The 14047-nt window shown below is 69.4% G+C and carries 20 protein-coding genes and 1 riboswitch; of the genes, 13 read left to right on the top strand and 7 right to left on the bottom strand.

Annotated features, from left to right (window positions below; all coding sequences use genetic code 11):
* Positions 1-24 precede the first annotated feature (24 nt).
* Complete coding sequence (rsmA, locus tag CyaNS01_RS06740) at positions 25-834, bottom strand: 16S rRNA (adenine(1518)-N(6)/adenine(1519)-N(6))-dimethyltransferase RsmA (RefSeq protein ID WP_186699837.1); 810 nt, start codon at positions 832-834, stop codon at positions 25-27.
* A gap of 81 nt (positions 835-915) precedes the next feature.
* On the opposite strand from rsmA, the gene CyaNS01_RS06745 reads away from it, so the two are divergent.
* Entirely contained in the window at positions 916-1224 is a 309-nt protein-coding gene (locus CyaNS01_RS06745; protein WP_186699839.1) for a hypothetical protein, read from the top strand.
* 27 nt (positions 1225-1251) lie between these two features.
* Here CyaNS01_RS06745 and CyaNS01_RS06750 read toward each other — a convergent pair whose 3' ends face one another.
* Positions 1252-1620: a YraN family protein gene (locus tag CyaNS01_RS06750; RefSeq protein ID WP_186699841.1), complete on the bottom strand. Its 369-nt coding sequence runs from the start codon at positions 1618-1620 to the stop codon at positions 1252-1254.
* A 148-nt stretch (positions 1621-1768) separates the two neighbouring features.
* Between CyaNS01_RS06750 and CyaNS01_RS06755 the strand changes: the two genes are divergently transcribed.
* The 4 genes from CyaNS01_RS06755 to gap are packed head-to-tail and all read left to right on the top strand — an operon-like array spanning position 1769 to position 4254.
* A complete protein-coding gene (locus tag CyaNS01_RS06755) occupies positions 1769-2311 on the top strand; it encodes a pentapeptide repeat-containing protein (RefSeq protein WP_186699843.1) in 543 nt (180 codons plus the stop codon).
* 30 nt (positions 2312-2341) lie between these two features.
* The gene (locus tag CyaNS01_RS06760; protein ID WP_186699845.1) at positions 2342-2785 is read left to right on the top strand and encodes a hypothetical protein; all 444 of its coding nucleotides are present in this window, start codon (positions 2342-2344) and stop codon (positions 2783-2785) included.
* On the top strand, positions 2782-3213 hold the full coding sequence (locus tag CyaNS01_RS06765; protein WP_186699847.1) for a hypothetical protein: 432 nt from the start codon (positions 2782-2784) through the stop codon (positions 3211-3213). The genes CyaNS01_RS06760 and CyaNS01_RS06765 overlap by 4 nt, the downstream gene beginning before the upstream one ends.
* A 39-nt stretch (positions 3214-3252) precedes the next feature.
* Positions 3253-4254 carry a type I glyceraldehyde-3-phosphate dehydrogenase gene (gene gap, locus CyaNS01_RS06770; protein WP_186699849.1) on the top strand — a complete coding sequence of 334 codons (1002 nt, stop codon included), beginning with the start codon at positions 3253-3255 and terminating at the stop codon, positions 4252-4254.
* A 59-nt stretch (positions 4255-4313) separates the two neighbouring features.
* On the opposite strand, the gene CyaNS01_RS06775 is transcribed toward gap, so the two are convergent.
* Positions 4314-4640: a hypothetical protein gene (locus CyaNS01_RS06775; RefSeq protein WP_186699851.1), complete on the bottom strand. Its 327-nt coding sequence runs from the start codon at positions 4638-4640 to the stop codon at positions 4314-4316.
* A 391-nt stretch (positions 4641-5031) separates the two neighbouring features.
* On the opposite strand from CyaNS01_RS06775, the gene CyaNS01_RS06780 reads away from it, so the two are divergent.
* Positions 5032-5157: a DUF805 domain-containing protein gene (locus CyaNS01_RS06780; protein WP_370561795.1), complete on the top strand. Its 126-nt coding sequence runs from the start codon at positions 5032-5034 to the stop codon at positions 5155-5157.
* A gap of 168 nt (positions 5158-5325) precedes the next feature.
* Positions 5326-5676, top strand: coding sequence for a hypothetical protein (locus CyaNS01_RS06785; protein ID WP_186699853.1), 351 nt, complete (start codon positions 5326-5328; stop codon positions 5674-5676).
* Here CyaNS01_RS06785 and CyaNS01_RS06790 read toward each other — a convergent pair.
* From CyaNS01_RS06790 to CyaNS01_RS06800, 3 genes are read right to left on the bottom strand one after another with little or no spacing between them, the layout of a single operon-like run.
* Positions 5636-6388 carry a succinate dehydrogenase/fumarate reductase iron-sulfur subunit gene (locus tag CyaNS01_RS06790; protein WP_186699855.1) on the bottom strand — a complete coding sequence of 251 codons (753 nt, stop codon included), beginning with the start codon at positions 6386-6388 and terminating at the stop codon, positions 5636-5638. The two genes, CyaNS01_RS06785 and CyaNS01_RS06790, sit on opposite strands and share 41 nt — an antisense overlap.
* 9 nt (positions 6389-6397) lie before the next feature.
* On the bottom strand, positions 6398-8314 hold the full coding sequence (locus tag CyaNS01_RS06795) for a fumarate reductase/succinate dehydrogenase flavoprotein subunit (RefSeq protein ID WP_186699857.1): 1917 nt from the start codon (positions 8312-8314) through the stop codon (positions 6398-6400).
* Complete coding sequence (locus tag CyaNS01_RS06800; RefSeq protein WP_186699859.1) at positions 8311-8952, bottom strand: succinate dehydrogenase; 642 nt, start codon at positions 8950-8952, stop codon at positions 8311-8313. Before CyaNS01_RS06800 ends, CyaNS01_RS06795 begins: the two co-directional genes overlap by 4 nt.
* A gap of 43 nt (positions 8953-8995) precedes the next feature.
* On the opposite strand from CyaNS01_RS06800, the gene CyaNS01_RS06805 reads away from it, so the two are divergent.
* Positions 8996-9469: a LexA family transcriptional regulator gene (locus CyaNS01_RS06805; protein ID WP_186699861.1), complete on the top strand. Its 474-nt coding sequence runs from the start codon at positions 8996-8998 to the stop codon at positions 9467-9469.
* Between the two features lie 7 nt (positions 9470-9476).
* Positions 9477-10763: a Y-family DNA polymerase gene (locus CyaNS01_RS06810; protein ID WP_186699863.1), complete on the top strand. Its 1287-nt coding sequence runs from the start codon at positions 9477-9479 to the stop codon at positions 10761-10763.
* A gap of 44 nt (positions 10764-10807) precedes the next feature.
* Here the strand turns inward: CyaNS01_RS06810 and CyaNS01_RS06815 are convergent, their stop codons facing one another.
* Positions 10808-11059 carry a hypothetical protein gene (locus CyaNS01_RS06815; RefSeq protein WP_186699864.1) on the bottom strand — a complete coding sequence of 84 codons (252 nt, stop codon included), beginning with the start codon at positions 11057-11059 and terminating at the stop codon, positions 10808-10810.
* Between the two features lie 105 nt (positions 11060-11164).
* A riboswitch (cobalamin riboswitch) is annotated at positions 11165-11314 on the top strand.
* A gap of 114 nt (positions 11315-11428) precedes the next feature.
* On the opposite strand from CyaNS01_RS06815, the gene CyaNS01_RS06820 reads away from it, so the two are divergent.
* The 4 genes from CyaNS01_RS06820 to CyaNS01_RS06835 are packed head-to-tail and all read left to right on the top strand — an operon-like array spanning position 11429 to position 13994.
* Complete coding sequence (locus tag CyaNS01_RS06820) at positions 11429-12094, top strand: energy-coupling factor ABC transporter permease (protein ID WP_222934207.1); 666 nt, start codon at positions 11429-11431, stop codon at positions 12092-12094.
* A gap of 4 nt (positions 12095-12098) precedes the next feature.
* Positions 12099-12410 carry an energy-coupling factor ABC transporter substrate-binding protein gene (locus CyaNS01_RS06825; protein ID WP_186699868.1) on the top strand — a complete coding sequence of 104 codons (312 nt, stop codon included), beginning with the start codon at positions 12099-12101 and terminating at the stop codon, positions 12408-12410.
* Positions 12394-13200 carry a cobalt ECF transporter T component CbiQ gene (gene cbiQ / locus CyaNS01_RS06830; protein WP_186699870.1) on the top strand — a complete coding sequence of 269 codons (807 nt, stop codon included), beginning with the start codon at positions 12394-12396 and terminating at the stop codon, positions 13198-13200. Before CyaNS01_RS06825 ends, cbiQ begins: the two co-directional genes overlap by 17 nt.
* Positions 13197-13994: an energy-coupling factor ABC transporter ATP-binding protein gene (locus CyaNS01_RS06835; protein ID WP_186699872.1), complete on the top strand. Its 798-nt coding sequence runs from the start codon at positions 13197-13199 to the stop codon at positions 13992-13994. Before cbiQ ends, CyaNS01_RS06835 begins: the two co-directional genes overlap by 4 nt.
* Positions 13995-14047: the final 53 nt, after the last annotated feature.

The raw sequence follows: 14047 nt of genomic DNA on the forward strand, positions 1-14047 counted from the left end.
TGCGCCCGGGCAACGGCACCCGATTCAACTGGGCCGATTCAAGCCCGCCGCCAGGGCCAGCCAGGCCGCCGGCGCGAGCTCCTGGGGCCGCTGCTGCAGGCTCACACCGGCGCTCTCGGCCACGGCATCCAGCTGCGGCGGCGAGGCCAGGCCCGCCAGGCTGTTGCGCAGCATCTTGCGGCGGGTGGCGAAGCAGCGGCGCAGCAGCTGTTCGGTGGCCCGGGCCAGGGCGGGCTCCGGCCGCTGCTGCGGAGGGTGGGGATCAATCACGATCACCTCCGAATGCACCTTCGGCGGGGGCTGGAAGCAACGGGGGGGCACGGCGCAGACGCCGCGGCACTCGCCCAGCAGCTGCATGCGCACGCTGAGGGCGGAATAGGCGGAGCTGCCCGGCCGGCAGCGGATCCGCTCGCCCACCTCCTGCTGCAGCAGCAGCACCAGCCGCCGGTAGGGCGGGCTCACGGGCTGATCGAGCCGGCCCACGAGCCGCTCCAGCAGTGGACCGGTGATGTTGTAGGGGATGTTGGCCACCACCTTGTGGGCCTCGGGCAGGGGCACGGCCAGGGCATCGCCTTCCAGAAGCTGGAAGCGCTGATCGGCACCGAAGCGCTGCTGCAGGCCGGCCACCAGGTCGCGGTCGAGCTCGATGGCAGCCACCCGGGCGGCCGGGCTGGCCAGCAGGCGCTCGCTGAGGGCGCCCCGGCCAGGACCGATTTCCAGCACCACCTCCCCCGCCTCCAGCTCGGCGGCCGCCACGATCCGATCCAGCACGGCCCCGTCCATCAGCCAGTGCTGGCCGAAGCGCTTGCGGGCGCGATGGGCGGCGAAGGTCATGGTGGGGCGGGCACGGACCTCAGCCTGCCTGTCCGCCGGCGCCAGCGCCGCTAGTAAGGGTGTAGCCCTTCTGCTGGCGCCATGGCTCACGCTTCTCCCCCCCTGGCTCCGGTCTGCGCCCTGGCCGCTGCCCTGGCCGCTGCGGTGGCCACCGCTCTGGCAGGGGCCGCGCCAGCCCTGGCCGGCAGTGCCACGGCCTCGTCGATCTGGAACCGGGAGAATGCGCTGCAGCGGGCCCGCGAACAGATGCCGGCCGGAGCCACCGAGACCCGGGAGCGCTGTGAGGAGATTGAGGTGGGGATGAACAACGTGCGCTATCGCTGCACCGTGTGGTTCGACCCCGCGGCCCCCTCGCCGAGCGGCGATGGCGCCCAGGAGGCCACACCCTGAACAGGGGGCCCGGCCTGCGGCGCCCGTTCAGAAGCTCACTTGAATCCAGCGCACCGCCCGGCGCGAGGGGGGCAGCGCCACCAGGGCATAGACCAGTTCCACGGGGCAGTCGGCCCAGGCGGGGTGGGCCTCCAGCCAGCAGCTCCAGGCCCGCTGCAGCCTGAGCCGCTTGCGGGGCCCCAGGGACGCCTGGCCCCAGCCGTCGGGGCCGCAGCGGGAGCGGGCCTTCACCTCCACCAGCAGCAGCCGCTGCGGCTTGCTGAGCACCAGGTCGAGCTCGCCCCAGCGGCAGCGCCACTGCCGCGAGTGCAGGGTCCAGCCGCGGGAGCCCAGCAGGCGCAGGGCCCGCTGTTCGGCCCAGTCTCCCCGCCGCTGCAGGGTCGATCGCGCCGCCATTCCCTGCTCCGCTGGGGGCGCCGGCGGCCGGCGCCCGATCCTGCCGGGCAGCATTGCCACAGCCGCTGGCCAAGCGGGTGCCACAGGAGCCGATGCGGTGCATCAGCATGAGCTGTCCGATCCAGCGGCCAGCGGCCGCATCAGCCCGATGGCCGTGCCCCCCACTCCTGAGAGCCCGCTCTCTGCCGTCGCACCCGGCCGGGCCGGCTGGTGGCCCCGGCGTGGCGGGGTGTGGCTCAGTCTGGTGCTGGCTCTGATCCTGTGGAGTCCGGCATCGGCCTTCGCCGCCGTGGATGTGGCCAAGCAGGTGTTGATCGGTGCCGACTATCACGGCCAGGACCTGCGCGGCGGCACCTTCAACCTCACCAACCTGCGCGACGCCGACCTCTCGGGCTCCGATCTGCAGGGAGCGAGCCTCTACGGCGCCAAATTGCAGGATGCCGACATGAGCAACACCAACCTGCGCGAGGCCACCCTCGATTCAGCGGTGTTCAACGGCACCGATCTCACCAACGCCGTGCTGGAGGATGCCTTCGCCTTCAACGCCAAGTTCACGGACGTGATCATTGACGGCGCCGACTTCACCAATGTGCCCCTGCGCGGCGATGCTCTCAAGGTGCTCTGCGCGGCGGCCCGGGGCACCAATCCGATCACCGGGCGCGACACCCGGGACAGCCTCAACTGCGGCTGAGCGCCGACCCAGATCCGCCTCACCTGTGCCATGAGTTTCGACGCCCAAAGCCTGGAGCGCCTGCGTCAGCTGGGCCGTTCGCTGCCCAAGCCCCTGCCCGTCCCCGAGCCCCCCGCGGCCCGCAGACCCAGGGCCGACCAGCCCCGCCACAAGCTGGAAACGGAGACCAATCCGGAGACGCTCTTCGCTGAGCTGATTCAGGCCAGCGCCGATGGCACCGTGCCGCCGCACCTGCTGGATCGGCTGCGGACGCTGGAGGCCGCCCGTCTGAAGCGCCAACCGGCGCCTGCGACAACGCCTGGCTCGAGGGCCGAAGCGCCATCAAATCGGGAGTCGTCCCGCCCCGGCAAAGCCAACGCCAGCAGCAACGGCAAGGGTCTGGGCCGCCCCGACCCCCGGCTGATCGGCGAACATCAGGAGCTCTACACGGCCTTCCAGCAACTGCTGCTGGAAGACGACGAAGCCCTGCCTTGACCAGCCTGCGCCACCAGGCCTTCAGCGCAGGGAAAGTCACCGCCTTGGTCGGGCTCGGTTCCATCAGGCGTGCCGTGACCCGCCTGGGTTCGATCGGGCTCAGTGCCTTGGCGATCACAGTGCTCGCTGGCACTCGAGCCGCTGCCCAGGCGCCCCCCGAAGGCACCGGAGCCACGCAGAAGGAGTCGTTCATGCTGATGTTCGGCAAGGGCAACGGGGCAATGCGCACCCTCTGTGCCCTCGAACGCGATGGCCTGATCACCGCGACGCAGCGGCAGCGCTACAGCGAACAGCTGATGGCCGTGCTCACCGAGTCTGCTGACGGCGCCACCGCCCATCGCAACGTGCGCATCGGCATGGCCTTCGCCGATGGCCGCAGCAGCCTCTGCCCGAGCGCGGTGTTCAGCCCAGGCCCGCTCAGTCCGTAGGCTCAGAATCCTGAGCTCCCTTCTGCTGCGCCGTCACCCATGACCCTCCGCATCGGCATCAACGGCTTCGGCCGCATCGGACGCCTGGCCTTCCGCCGCGCCGTGAGTCTCGGCAGCGTGGAAGTGGTGGGCATCAACGATCTGATCGACCTCGACTACCTGGTTTACATGCTCCGCCACGACTCCACCCATGGCCGCTTTGCCGGCGAGGTGAGTGTCGAGGGGGACAAACTGATCGTGAATGGCCAGGCGATCCGGGTGAGCTCCGAGCGGGATCCCGCCAACCTGCGCTGGGGCGAGATCGGGGCCGACTACGTGCTCGAGAGCACCGGCTTCTTCCTCACCGAGGCCAGCGCCCGGGCCCACCTGGAGGCCGGCGCCCAGCGCGTGGTGATGAGCGCCCCCTCCAAGGACGCCACGCCGATGTTCGTGATGGGCGTGAACCACAGCAGCTACGCCGGCGAGGCGATCGTGTCCAACGCCAGCTGCACCACCAACTGCCTGGCACCGATGGCCAAGGTGCTGCACGACAGCTTCGGCATCGAGAGCGGGCTGATGACCACCGTGCATGCCACCACCGCCACCCAGAAGACCGTGGACGGCCCCTCGGCCAAGGACTGGCGCGGTGGCCGTGGCGCGGGCCAGAACATCATCCCCAGCTCCACCGGTGCGGCCAAGGCCGTGGGCCGGGTGATCCCGGCGCTCAATGGCAAGCTCACGGGCATGGCCTTCCGCGTGCCCACCCCCGATGTGTCGGTGGTGGACCTCACCGTGAACCTGGCCCGTCCGGCCAGCTACGACCAGATCAAGGCGGCGATGAAGGCCGCGAGCGAAGGGCCGATGGCCGGCATCCTCGGCTACACGGAAGACGCCGTGGTGTCCACGGACTTCCTCGGTGAGAGCTGCACTTCGGTGTTTGATGCCGGCGCCGGCATCGCCCTCACCGACACCTTCGTGAAGCTGGTGGCCTGGTACGACAACGAGTGGGGCTACAGCTGCAAGTGCATCGATCTGATGCAGCACATGGCCACGGTTTCATGAACAACCATGGCCATGGGTGATCGGGAAGTAATTCGATGTTTTTAGAGCCGGACTCCGCCTTAAGGGCGCGAGCTGGCTTTGCCAGAGAGCGCTTGATAGATCATCATATCAGCCTCTATTGGATCGGCTATCTTACGGCGTACTCTCATTTCATTTGCCTTACTACTAAACATGAGAAATGACATAAGCGGCGGAATAAACCCTAGCACCGAAAGCAGCGCAATCGCTCCAGATACATCTGAAGAAGCTGTGCTAATCGCTGCCAAATAAAAAATTGCAACTGGAACCCCAACAATGGTTGCACACCAAAAAGGCTTCCAATGGCCTGTCCTGATAGAATAGTAAAGTGATGCAAAGAAGCCTAAGAACAGGTGGAATGCAAACATCCATCCGATCCTTATGGACGCAAGCTTGAGCTCTCTCAGATCTTTGACTCTCTGAGAGTATGCTCGTGCATCCTCGAGTCCCGGAGAAGACTGTTCCATAGAAGCTACACCTTCAATTAAAGATTAGCTTGAATCGGAGAGACGTCAAGCAATTGATGCAATACGCTAGGCAGCATCCCCTCATGTCATCGCTCGACTCCCAGTGGAGTCATCTAAGTCCATCCGCTTATAATCGGCTTGCTTGCTCAGTGGAGAACACGAGTAGGGGCCAGGTTTTTCATAATTGAATCGCCTTTCACCTGGAAGTGTCTTCAATGCCGAAGTACTGGGCAACCGTTGGAGGTACTCAGGTACGGGTTTGTCGTCCTAGCGATCCCGGCTGCCGGGGATTCTGATCTGTGTGCGGCGCCTGCGGGACATCGGCAAGCCCTGGCCCTGGCTGTTGCTCAGCCTGATTCCGATCGTGGGGGCTATCTGGCTGATCGTGCTGTTCTGCCAGCCCTCCGTGGCGCTCTGAACCCGGTTGAGACGCCCGGGGCACTGAACAGGAGATCGCTTCTGCTCCGCCGTGCCCCTTCGCCAGGCCGTCGCACCGACAGCCCCTTCACCTGCTGCTCCGCCCAGCGCCCTTCCGTCTGCCCCCGGGTCTTGCCCCCTAGGGTCCGGCGGAGCGCTGATCTCCCTGGTGGATCTGCGCAGTGCCGCCCAGCGCCACTGGTGGCTGGCCGGGGATGGCTTCCCCCAGCGGATCGCCGGCCTGCTGGCGGCGCCGCTGCAGGCCACGGGCCAGCCGGCGGCCAGCGCGGCGGAACTGGCCGAGATCTTTGCTCCCCTGCCGGCAATCGCTGCCGCGGAGGCCCATCCCGCCTGCCGTCAGGCGGGTTACCGCTACCTCCTCTGCCTGCGTTCCAGCGGGGTGCACCTCTCCTGCTGGCGGCAGTATCCCGGTGAGGTGGGCTGGCAGCGGCGCTGCGGGCCGATGGCCCTGGCTGCCTTCATCCGGCGCTTCGGCGCTCCTCGCGGTGCATCCAGCTGATCCAGTCGGCGGAGATCTCCTGGGGGCACACGGCCTCGCATTCCAGATGGCTGCTGCAGCTGCCGAAACCCTCCTGACCCATCTGCTGCTGCATCGCCCGCGCCCGCCGGGCGCGCTCCGGCTGGCCCTGGGGCAGCTGGCCCAGGTGGGCCAGCTTGGCGGCCACGAACAGGCTGGCGGAGGCATTGCGGCAGCTGGCCACGCAGGCGCCACAGCCGATGCAGGTGGCTGTGTCGAAGGCGGATCGGGCCTGTTCGGCCCCCACCAGCATGGCGTTGCCATCCGCCGCCTGGCCGGTGTTCACCGAGCAGTAGCCACCGGCGGCGATCAGGCGGTCGAGGGCGGAGCGATCCACGGCCAGGTCCTGCACCAGGGGGAAGGCCGCCGCACGCCAGGGCTCGAGGGTGAGCCGCTCACCACTGCTGAACTGGCGCAGATAGAGCTGGCAGACGCTGGTGGCGGCGCGGGGGCCATGGGCCTGGCCGTTCACCAGGAAGCCGCAGCTGCCGCAGATGCCCTCGCGGCAGTCGTGCTCCATCGACACCGGCCGCTCGCCCGCTGTGATCAGCTGCTCATTGAGCTGATCCAGCGCCTCCAGCAGCGACAGATCGGCCGACACCGACTCCAGGGTGTAGTCGCAGAAGCCGCCAGGAGCCTGGGCTGATTCCTGGCGCCAGATGCGCAGATGCAGGCAGAGGGTGCGACTGCTCATGGGTGGGGCTCAGCGGTAGCTGCGGGCACTGGGCTCGAGGCTGGTGAAGCGCAGGGGTTCAGCATGGCGAACGGGGTCGGCGCCGCCCCGGTGCTCCCAGGCGGCGATGTGGGCGAAGCGGCTGTCATCACGCCTGGCCTCGCCGTCGGCGGTCTGGTGCTCCTCGCGGAAGTGGGCCCCGCACGACTCCTCGCGGGCCAGGGCATCACGCAGCATCAACTGGGCCAGGCCGAAGAAATCCTCCAGCCGCAGCGCCTTCTCCAGCTCCGGATTGGGCCCCGCCGCCGTGCCCGGCAGCCGCACCTCGGCATGGAAGCGCTGCTCCAGCGCCGCCACCTCCGCCAGCCCGGCCCTGAGGCCGGCGGCGTCGCGGCTGATACCGCAGCGCTCGATCATCACCGCCCCCAGCTCCCGGTGGAAGGCATCCACGGGCCGTGGGCCCGCCACCTGCAGCAGGGCGGCGATGCGGCCAGCGGCCCGGGCGCGGGCCTCGCGGCAGGCCGGGTGGTCTGCCGCGATGGCAGGGGTGGCATGGCCCGCCAGCCAGGCCGTCACCGTGAGCGGTGCGATGAAGTAGCCATCGGCCAGGCCCTGCATCAGGGCGCTGGCCCCGAGCCGGTTGGCGCCGTGCTCGGAGAAGTTGGCCTCACCCAGCACGAACAGCCCCGGAATCGAACTCATCAGCCGGTAGTCCACCCACAGGCCGCCCATCGTGTAGTGGGGCGCCGGGTAGATGCGCAGCGGCGTGGTGTAGGGATCCTCGCCAGTGATCCGCTCATACATCTGCAGCAGATTGCCGTAGCGGCTCTCGATCGTGCTGGCGCCCTGGCTGCTGATCGCATCGCGCAGATCGAGGTACACCGAGCGGCCGCCGGGCCCCACGCCATGGCCGGCCTGGCACAGCTCCCGGGCCCGCCGGGAGGCCAGATCGCGGGGCACCATGTTGCCGTAGGCGGGATAGAGACGCTCCAGGAAGTAGTCGCGCTCCTGCTCGGGAATCTCGGCCGGCGGGCGCGGATCGGCCGGCTGGAGCGGCAGCCACACGCGGCCGTCATTGCGCAGGCTCTCGCTCATCAGGGTGAGCTTGCTCTGGTAGGCGTCGCCGCTGGGGATGCAGGTGGGGTGGATCTGGGTGAAGCAGGGGTTGGCGAGCAGGGCGCCCTGGCGATGCGCCCGCCAGATGGCGCTGGCGTTGGACTTGAGCGCGTTGGTGGAGAGGAAATACACGTTGCTGTAGCCGCCGCTGGCCAGCAGCACGGCCTGGGCGGTGTGCACCTCCAGCTCACCGCTGATCAGATGGCGGGCCACCACGCCGCGGGCCACCCCCTCCACGGTGATGATCTCCAGCACATCGCGGCGGCAGAGCAGCTCCACCCGGCCGGCGGCCACCTGGCGCATGAGGGCCTGGTAGGCGCCGTAGAGCAGCTGCTGGCCCGTCTGGCCGCGGGCGTAGAAGGTGCGGCTCACCAGGGCCCCGCCGAAGTTGCGGGTGGCCAGGCTGCCGCCGTACTCCCGGGCGAAGGGCACGCCCTGGGCCACGCACTGATCAATGATGCCGCTGCTGATCTCCGCCAGCCGCCAGCAGCCCGCCTCGCGGGCGCGGAAGTCGCCGCCGCGCACGGTGTCGGCGAACAGGCGGCTGATGCTGTCGCCATCGGCGGCCCGGGGACGGGCGGCATTGATGCCCCCCTGGGCCGCCACTGAATGGGCCCGGCGCGGGCTGTCATGGAAGCTGAGCAGCCGCACCTGGTAGCCCTGTTCGGCCAGGGTGGCCGCCGCCGAGGCGCCGGCCAGGCCGCTGCCCACCACCAGCAGCCGCAGCTGCCGCTTGCGCTGCGGGCTCACCAGGGGCAGCCCCTCCTTGCAGTGCTGCCAGGCCTGCGGCAGCGGACCACCGGGCAGCTGGGCATCGGGCAGTCCGCTCATGGCCCCGGCTGCAGAGGCAGCCCCAGGCCGAGGGCCAGCGCCACGGATACCGCCGCGAAGCCGATGGCCACCACCAGGGCCAGCAGGCGCCCCGCCAGGCGGATGCGGGGGCCGTTGCCGGCATCGAGCAGGCCCAGGCTGCGGTGGGCGGCCTCCGAGCCATGCAGCAGATGCAGTCCCACGGCGGCGGCGGCGGCGAGGTAGAGGGCCAGCATGGCCGGCTGGCGCAGCACTGCCTCGAGGGCGGCCCGTTCGGCCCCCTGCGGCGGGCGCGGCCAGCGCAGCTGGCCCAGATGCACCGCCAGAAAGAGCAGCAGCCCCACGCCGCCGATCGCCTGGCTGCGGGCCGCCAGAGCCGCCAGCGGCTGGCCGCGACGGCTGCTGAGGCTGGCGCTGTTGCCGGCGCGACGGTTGGCGATCACCTTGGCCAGCCCCAGGCCCAGATGCAGCAGTGCCGCAGCCAGCAGGGCCAGCTCCACCAGGGGCAGCCAGGCGGCGCGATGCAGACCGGCCGCATAGGCCTCAAAGCGCTCGGGGGCCAGCACCGCCGGCAGCACGCCGGCCAGATGCACCAGCAGGAACAGCACCAGCAGCAGCCCCGCCCCCGCCGTGCCCAGCCTCAGCGTGGTTGCGCCCATCCCCGTGGCCACCGTTGATCGGCTGCGGTGTTGAGCCCATGGTATGGAGAACAGCGCCCCTGACACCGCATCCACTCAGTACATCTGTACTAGTCTGTGGATTGACGATCCCCGCGGCGTGGCCGACATCTCCAGGCGCCGCCCCAACAGCCAGGCCAGCTCACACGCCAGCGCCCAGGCCAGAAGCCAGGCCACCGCCCAGCCAGGCCTCAACCTGCAGCGGCTGCTGGTGCCCCACCCCGGCGCCACCCTGCTGCTGCGGGTGGCCGGCGACTCGATGCGCGATGCCGGCATCCGGCACGGCGACCTGCTGGTGGTGGACCGGCAGCTCGAACCGCGGGCGGGCCTGGTGGTAGTGGCCCTGCTCGATGGCGGCTTCACCGTGAAACGCCTGGCCGGCCGCGGAACCCGGCAGTGGCTGGAGGCGGCCCATCCCGCCTACCCGTCCCTGCCGCTGCACCCGCATCCCGACGCCCGCATCTGGGGGGTGGCCACCCATGTGATCCGCCGCTGCTGAGGGGGCCATGCCGACCAGCACGGCCATCGCCCTGATCGATGGCAACAACTTCTATGCCTCCTGCGAGGCGGTGCTGGAGCCCGCCCTGCTGGGCCGGCCGCTGGTGGTGCTCTCCAACAACGACGGCTGCATCGTGTCGCGCAGTGCCGAGGCCAGGCGGCTCGGCGTCGCCATGGGCCAGCCCTACTTCCAGGTGCAGCGCCAGCTGGAGCGCCTCGGCGTGGTGGTGCGCAGCTCCAACTACGCCCTCTACGCCGACATGAGCCAGCGGCTGATGGCCACCCTGGAGCGCTGGGTGGAGGAGCTGGAGATCTACTCGATCGACGAGGCCTTCGGCCTGCTGCCCCGGCCGCCGGGCAGCGATCTCACCGCCTGGGGGCTGGAGCTGCGGCGGGCGGTGCAGCGGGAGCTGGGGCTGCCGGTGGCGGTGGGCCTCGCCCCCACCAAGGTGCTGGCCAAGCTGGCCAACCGCCTCGCCAAGGGGCAACCGGCCCATGGCCATGTGTTCGACCTGGGAGCCTGCAGCGACCCCTCCGCCTGGCTGCAGCAGGTGGCGATCGAAGACGTGTGGGGCATCGGCCGACGCCTGGCCCGCTGGTGCCGGCTGCGGGGCGTCGCCCATGCCCTCGCCCTGCGCGACATGCCGAGCGGTGAGCTGCGCCAGAAGTGCGGCGTGGTGGGCCTGCGGCTGCAGCAGGAACTGCGGGGCCACCGCTGCCTGCCGCTCACCCTGGTGCCAGCGCCGAAGCAGGAAACCTGCGTGAGCCGCAGCTTCAGCCAGCCGGTGCGCACGGCCGCGGAGCTGCGCCAGGCGGTGGCCACCTACACGGTGCGGGCGGCCGAGAAGCTGCGCCGCCAACGGCAGCGGGCCGGGGCCCTGAGCGTGTTCGTGCGCAGCAACCCGTTCAACGGCACCAGCTTCTACAGCAACAGCGCCACCCTCACCCTGGCGCTGCCCAGCCAGGACACCGCCGTGCTGCTGGCGGCGGCCCTGCCCCTGGCCGAGGCCCTGTTCCGTCCCCAGCACCCGCTGCAGAAGGCCGGCGTGCTGCTGCTGCAGCTGCAGGGCGAGGAGCTGCTGCAACACCACCTGCTGCAACCGATGCCGCCGGAGCAGCAGCAGCGCCGCGCTGCCCTGATGGCCGCCGTGGACCGGCTCAACCGCCGCTACGGGCGCGGCACCGTGCAGTGGGCCGCCTGCGGACTGCAACCGCCCTGGGCGATGCGGCGCGACAGGCTCTCCCGGGCCGCCACCACGCGGCTGGAGGCGATCCCACGGGTGCTGGCGCAGTGACAGGCGGGATCAGCGCTGCGGCCGGGCTCGTCGTGGGGCGGAACTCAGGGCAGCTGCGCCAGGCAGGCCTCGATCATCGCCGCCGTGACCGGAATCGTCTCCAGCTCATCGGCGTTGTCGAGGAAGGCGTCAAAGGAGGCGTAGCGACGGATGCAGGGAGCGGCGCCGGGGGCGCTGCAGGCGGCGGCCCAGTCGCCGTCGTCGGGCTTCACCAGGGCATAGGCCATCAGGGCCTCCTCCAGATCGCCGCCATCACCGATGCCCTCGCCGTGCCAGAGCACTTCGAAAAAGTCCATGGACGCGGGGGGAACACGGAGCACCCAGGTTACTGAGCACGCCGGCCTCCCTGAAATCGGACACGAAACCTGAAGCGGGGCGAGAAAGAGCTGAGCCGCCATGGGTATGCTCGGATTCAGAACGGTTCCGGCGGGGTTCAGCCGCCGGAGGCAACAGGGAAAGTGCCGTTGAAATCGGCCGCTGTCCCGCAACTGTGTTTCAGGGTCCCAGGACCCTGATCAGTCAGAACACCTGCCGTTCTTCACAACTCAACTGTCTTACCTGCGAGGTACAGAGTGAAGACCACGCCAGCAAAGCTGGCCAGCCTGTCGTTGATGGCTGCGCTCAGTTTCTGCCTTGTTCTGTTAACGCCTGCCCCGGCGCAGGCGATGCACATCGCCGAGGGCTTCCTGCCGCTGCAGTGGGCCGTGGCCTGGTGGCTGATCTCGCTGCCCTTCCTGGCGGTGGGCCTGCGGTCGCTGACGCGCATCAGCCGCAGCCACCCGGAGCTGAAGCTGCTGCTGGCCCTGGCCGGCGCCTTCACCTTCGTGCTCTCGGCCCTGAAGATTCCCTCCGTCACCGGCAGCTGCTCCCACCCCACCGGCACCGGCCTGGGCGCGATGCTGTTCGGCCCCACGGTGATGACCGTGATCGGCAGCATCGTGCTGCTGTTCCAGGCGCTGCTGCTGGCCCACGGTGGGCTCACCACCCTGGGCGCCAACATCTTCTCGATGGCGATCGTGGGGCCCTTCGTGGCATGGGGCGCCTTTCAGCTCTTCAGCAGCAGCGGCCACAGGCGCCTGGCGGTGTTCGCCGCCGCCGCCCTCGCCAATCTGGCCACCTACGTGGTCACCGCTGGCCAGCTGGCGATCGCCTTCCCCGCCGCCAGCGGTGGGGTGATGGCCTCATTCCTGAAATTCGGCAGCATCTTCGCGATCACCCAGATTCCCCTGGCCATCACCGAAGGCCTGCTCACCGTGCTGGTGTGGAACTGGTTGCAGTCCTATGGCCAGCCCGAGCTCAAGACCCTCCGCCTGCTCCACCAGGAGAGCTGACCCCATGACCGATTCTGGAAAGCAACGCCCCCAGGGCAACTGGCTGCTGGTGCTCGCCGTGGTGGCCCTGAGCGCCCTGCCCGTGCTGGTCGTGCGCGGCGAATTCTCCGGCGCCGACGGCCAGGGCATGGACGCCATCAGCGAGATCCAGCCCAGCTACAGGCCCTGGTTCAACGCGGTGGTGGCGTTGCCCAGCGGCGAGGTGGAAAGCCTGCTGTTCGCCAGCCAGGCGGCCCTTGGCGCCGGTGTGATCGGCTACGTGATCGGGCTCTACAAAGGACGCGCTCTGAACAGGGGCGATGAGTCACCGGATTGACGCCCTGGCCTACGGCAACCGGCTGCGCTGGTTGCCCCCGGGGCAGAAGCTGGCCTTTGCGGCGGTGCTGCTGCTGCTGGGGCTGGTGGCACCTCCGCTGGTCCAGGGCCTGATCAGCCTCTGGCTGGCGCTCTGGATCGTGGTGTACGCCGCGATCCCGGCGCGGCTCTACCTGCCGCTGCTGCTGCTGCCGCTGGGGTTCGCCATCGCCAGCCTGCCGGCCCTGCTGCTGCAGGCGGTGCCGCTCGACGCCTTCACCGCCACCGCTCGCGGGGACGTGTGGCAGCAGCTGGCCCGGCCCCTGGCCGGCGGCTGGATGGTTTACGTGAGCCAGCAGGGGGTGGGGCAGGCCGCGCTGCTGATCAGCCGCTCGCTGGCCGCCAGCAGCTGTCTGATGTTCGTGCTGCTCACCACGCCCTTCAGTGAGCTGATCGCTGTGCTGCGGCGCCTGCGACTGCCGCCCCTGCTGCTGGAGCTGCTGGTGCTCACCTATGGCTTCATCTTCACCCTGATGGGCATCGCCAGCGAGCTGTGGGTGGCGCAGCAGGCCAGGGCCGGGAGGCGCGGCTGGAGGCAGCGACTGAAGAGTCTGGGGGTGCTGGTGGCCCAGTTATTGCATCGCTCCCTGGCGAGCTACCGGGGCCTCGCCATGGGCCTGGCGGCCCGGGGGTTTGACGGCGAGCTGCGGGTGCTGGCTGCAGAGCGACACCGGGGCTCGCCGCGCCATCAGCGAGAGGCCATCGCCGGCTGTGCCCTGCTCGGTGCCCTGTCCTTGGGGCTGGGGCGATGACTCCAGCGCAGCCCCCCGATGGCGGCAAGCCGGCAACAACCCTGCTGCGCTTCGAGGCGGTGGGCTTCCGCTACCCCTGCGCCCTCGAAGCGTGCATCAGCGGCCTCAGCCTGGACGTGCCCGAGGGGTGGCGCTGCGGCCTGATCGGCGACAACGGCTGCGGCAAAACCACCCTGTTCCTGCTGGCCAATGGCCTGCTGCGCCCTCAGCAGGGCCAACTCCGCTGGCGAGAGGCACCAATCCGCTACGCGCGCGGATCCCTGCGCCGCCTGCGCCAGCAGGTGGGGCTGGTGTTTCAGAACCCGGAACATCAGCTGGTGGCCACCACGGTGGAGGAGGACCTCTCCTTCGGTCTGGTGAATCTGGGCCTGGATGAGGCTGAAATCCGCCGCCGGATGCAACAGGCGGCGGAGACCTTCGGGCTGGAGGCCTTGCTGGAGCGCCCCACCCACATGCTCAGCATGGGCCAGAAAAAAAGCCTCTCCCTGGCCGATGTGATGGTGCTCGAGCCCGAGCTGCTGCTGCTCGATGAGCCCACCGCCTATCTGAGCCCGGGCCATGGCCGGGCGTTGCTGCAGCAGTTGCAGCGGATTCATGCCAGCGGCACCACCATCCTGGTGGCCAGCCATGACATGGAGTTCCTGAACAGCTGGGCCGACTGGCTGTTCGTGATCGAGGGCGGGCGGCTGGTGCTGGAGGGCACACCCGCCGATATCTTCGCCCGCCGCGATCAGCTCGAAGCCCTGAATCTGGGCGTGCCACCAAGCCTTGACCATTCGTTAATCAGGCGATAGGGATCTGACCATTTCATGCGGCTAACAAGGGAGTGACTTCCCCGTCCACTCCC

Source organism: Cyanobium sp. NS01 (assembly GCF_014280235.1).
Classification (GTDB): Bacteria; Cyanobacteriota; Cyanobacteriia; order PCC-6307; family Cyanobiaceae; genus NIES-981.

Bases quoted from the DNA above. Each gene is read 5' to 3' on its own strand.
- rsmA (WP_186699837.1), bottom strand. From the start codon at position 834: ATGACCTTCGCCGCCCATCGCGCCCGCAAGCGCTTCGGCCAGCACTGG.
- CyaNS01_RS06745 (WP_186699839.1), top strand. From the start codon at position 916: ATGGCTCACGCTTCTCCCCCCCTGGCTCCGGTCTGCGCCCTGGCCGCT.
- CyaNS01_RS06750 (WP_186699841.1), bottom strand. From the start codon at position 1,620: ATGGCGGCGCGATCGACCCTGCAGCGGCGGGGAGACTGGGCCGAACAG.
- CyaNS01_RS06755 (WP_186699843.1), top strand. From the start codon at position 1,769: ATGGCCGTGCCCCCCACTCCTGAGAGCCCGCTCTCTGCCGTCGCACCC.
- CyaNS01_RS06760 (WP_186699845.1), top strand. From the start codon at position 2,342: ATGAGTTTCGACGCCCAAAGCCTGGAGCGCCTGCGTCAGCTGGGCCGT.
- gap (WP_186699849.1), top strand. From the start codon at position 3,253: ATGACCCTCCGCATCGGCATCAACGGCTTCGGCCGCATCGGACGCCTG.
- CyaNS01_RS06775 (WP_186699851.1), bottom strand. From the start codon at position 4,640: ATGTTTGCATTCCACCTGTTCTTAGGCTTCTTTGCATCACTTTACTAT.
- CyaNS01_RS06790 (WP_186699855.1), bottom strand. From the start codon at position 6,388: ATGAGCAGTCGCACCCTCTGCCTGCATCTGCGCATCTGGCGCCAGGAA.
- CyaNS01_RS06795 (WP_186699857.1), bottom strand. From the start codon at position 8,314: ATGAGCGGACTGCCCGATGCCCAGCTGCCCGGTGGTCCGCTGCCGCAG.
- CyaNS01_RS06800 (WP_186699859.1), bottom strand. From the start codon at position 8,952: ATGGGCGCAACCACGCTGAGGCTGGGCACGGCGGGGGCGGGGCTGCTG.
- CyaNS01_RS06805 (WP_186699861.1), top strand. From the start codon at position 8,996: ATGGAGAACAGCGCCCCTGACACCGCATCCACTCAGTACATCTGTACT.
- CyaNS01_RS06810 (WP_186699863.1), top strand. From the start codon at position 9,477: ATGCCGACCAGCACGGCCATCGCCCTGATCGATGGCAACAACTTCTAT.
- CyaNS01_RS06815 (WP_186699864.1), bottom strand. From the start codon at position 11,059: ATGGACTTTTTCGAAGTGCTCTGGCACGGCGAGGGCATCGGTGATGGC.
- CyaNS01_RS06820 (WP_222934207.1), top strand. From the start codon at position 11,429: ATGCACATCGCCGAGGGCTTCCTGCCGCTGCAGTGGGCCGTGGCCTGG.
- CyaNS01_RS06825 (WP_186699868.1), top strand. From the start codon at position 12,099: ATGACCGATTCTGGAAAGCAACGCCCCCAGGGCAACTGGCTGCTGGTG.
- cbiQ (WP_186699870.1), top strand. From the start codon at position 12,394: ATGAGTCACCGGATTGACGCCCTGGCCTACGGCAACCGGCTGCGCTGG.
- CyaNS01_RS06835 (WP_186699872.1), top strand. From the start codon at position 13,197: ATGACTCCAGCGCAGCCCCCCGATGGCGGCAAGCCGGCAACAACCCTG.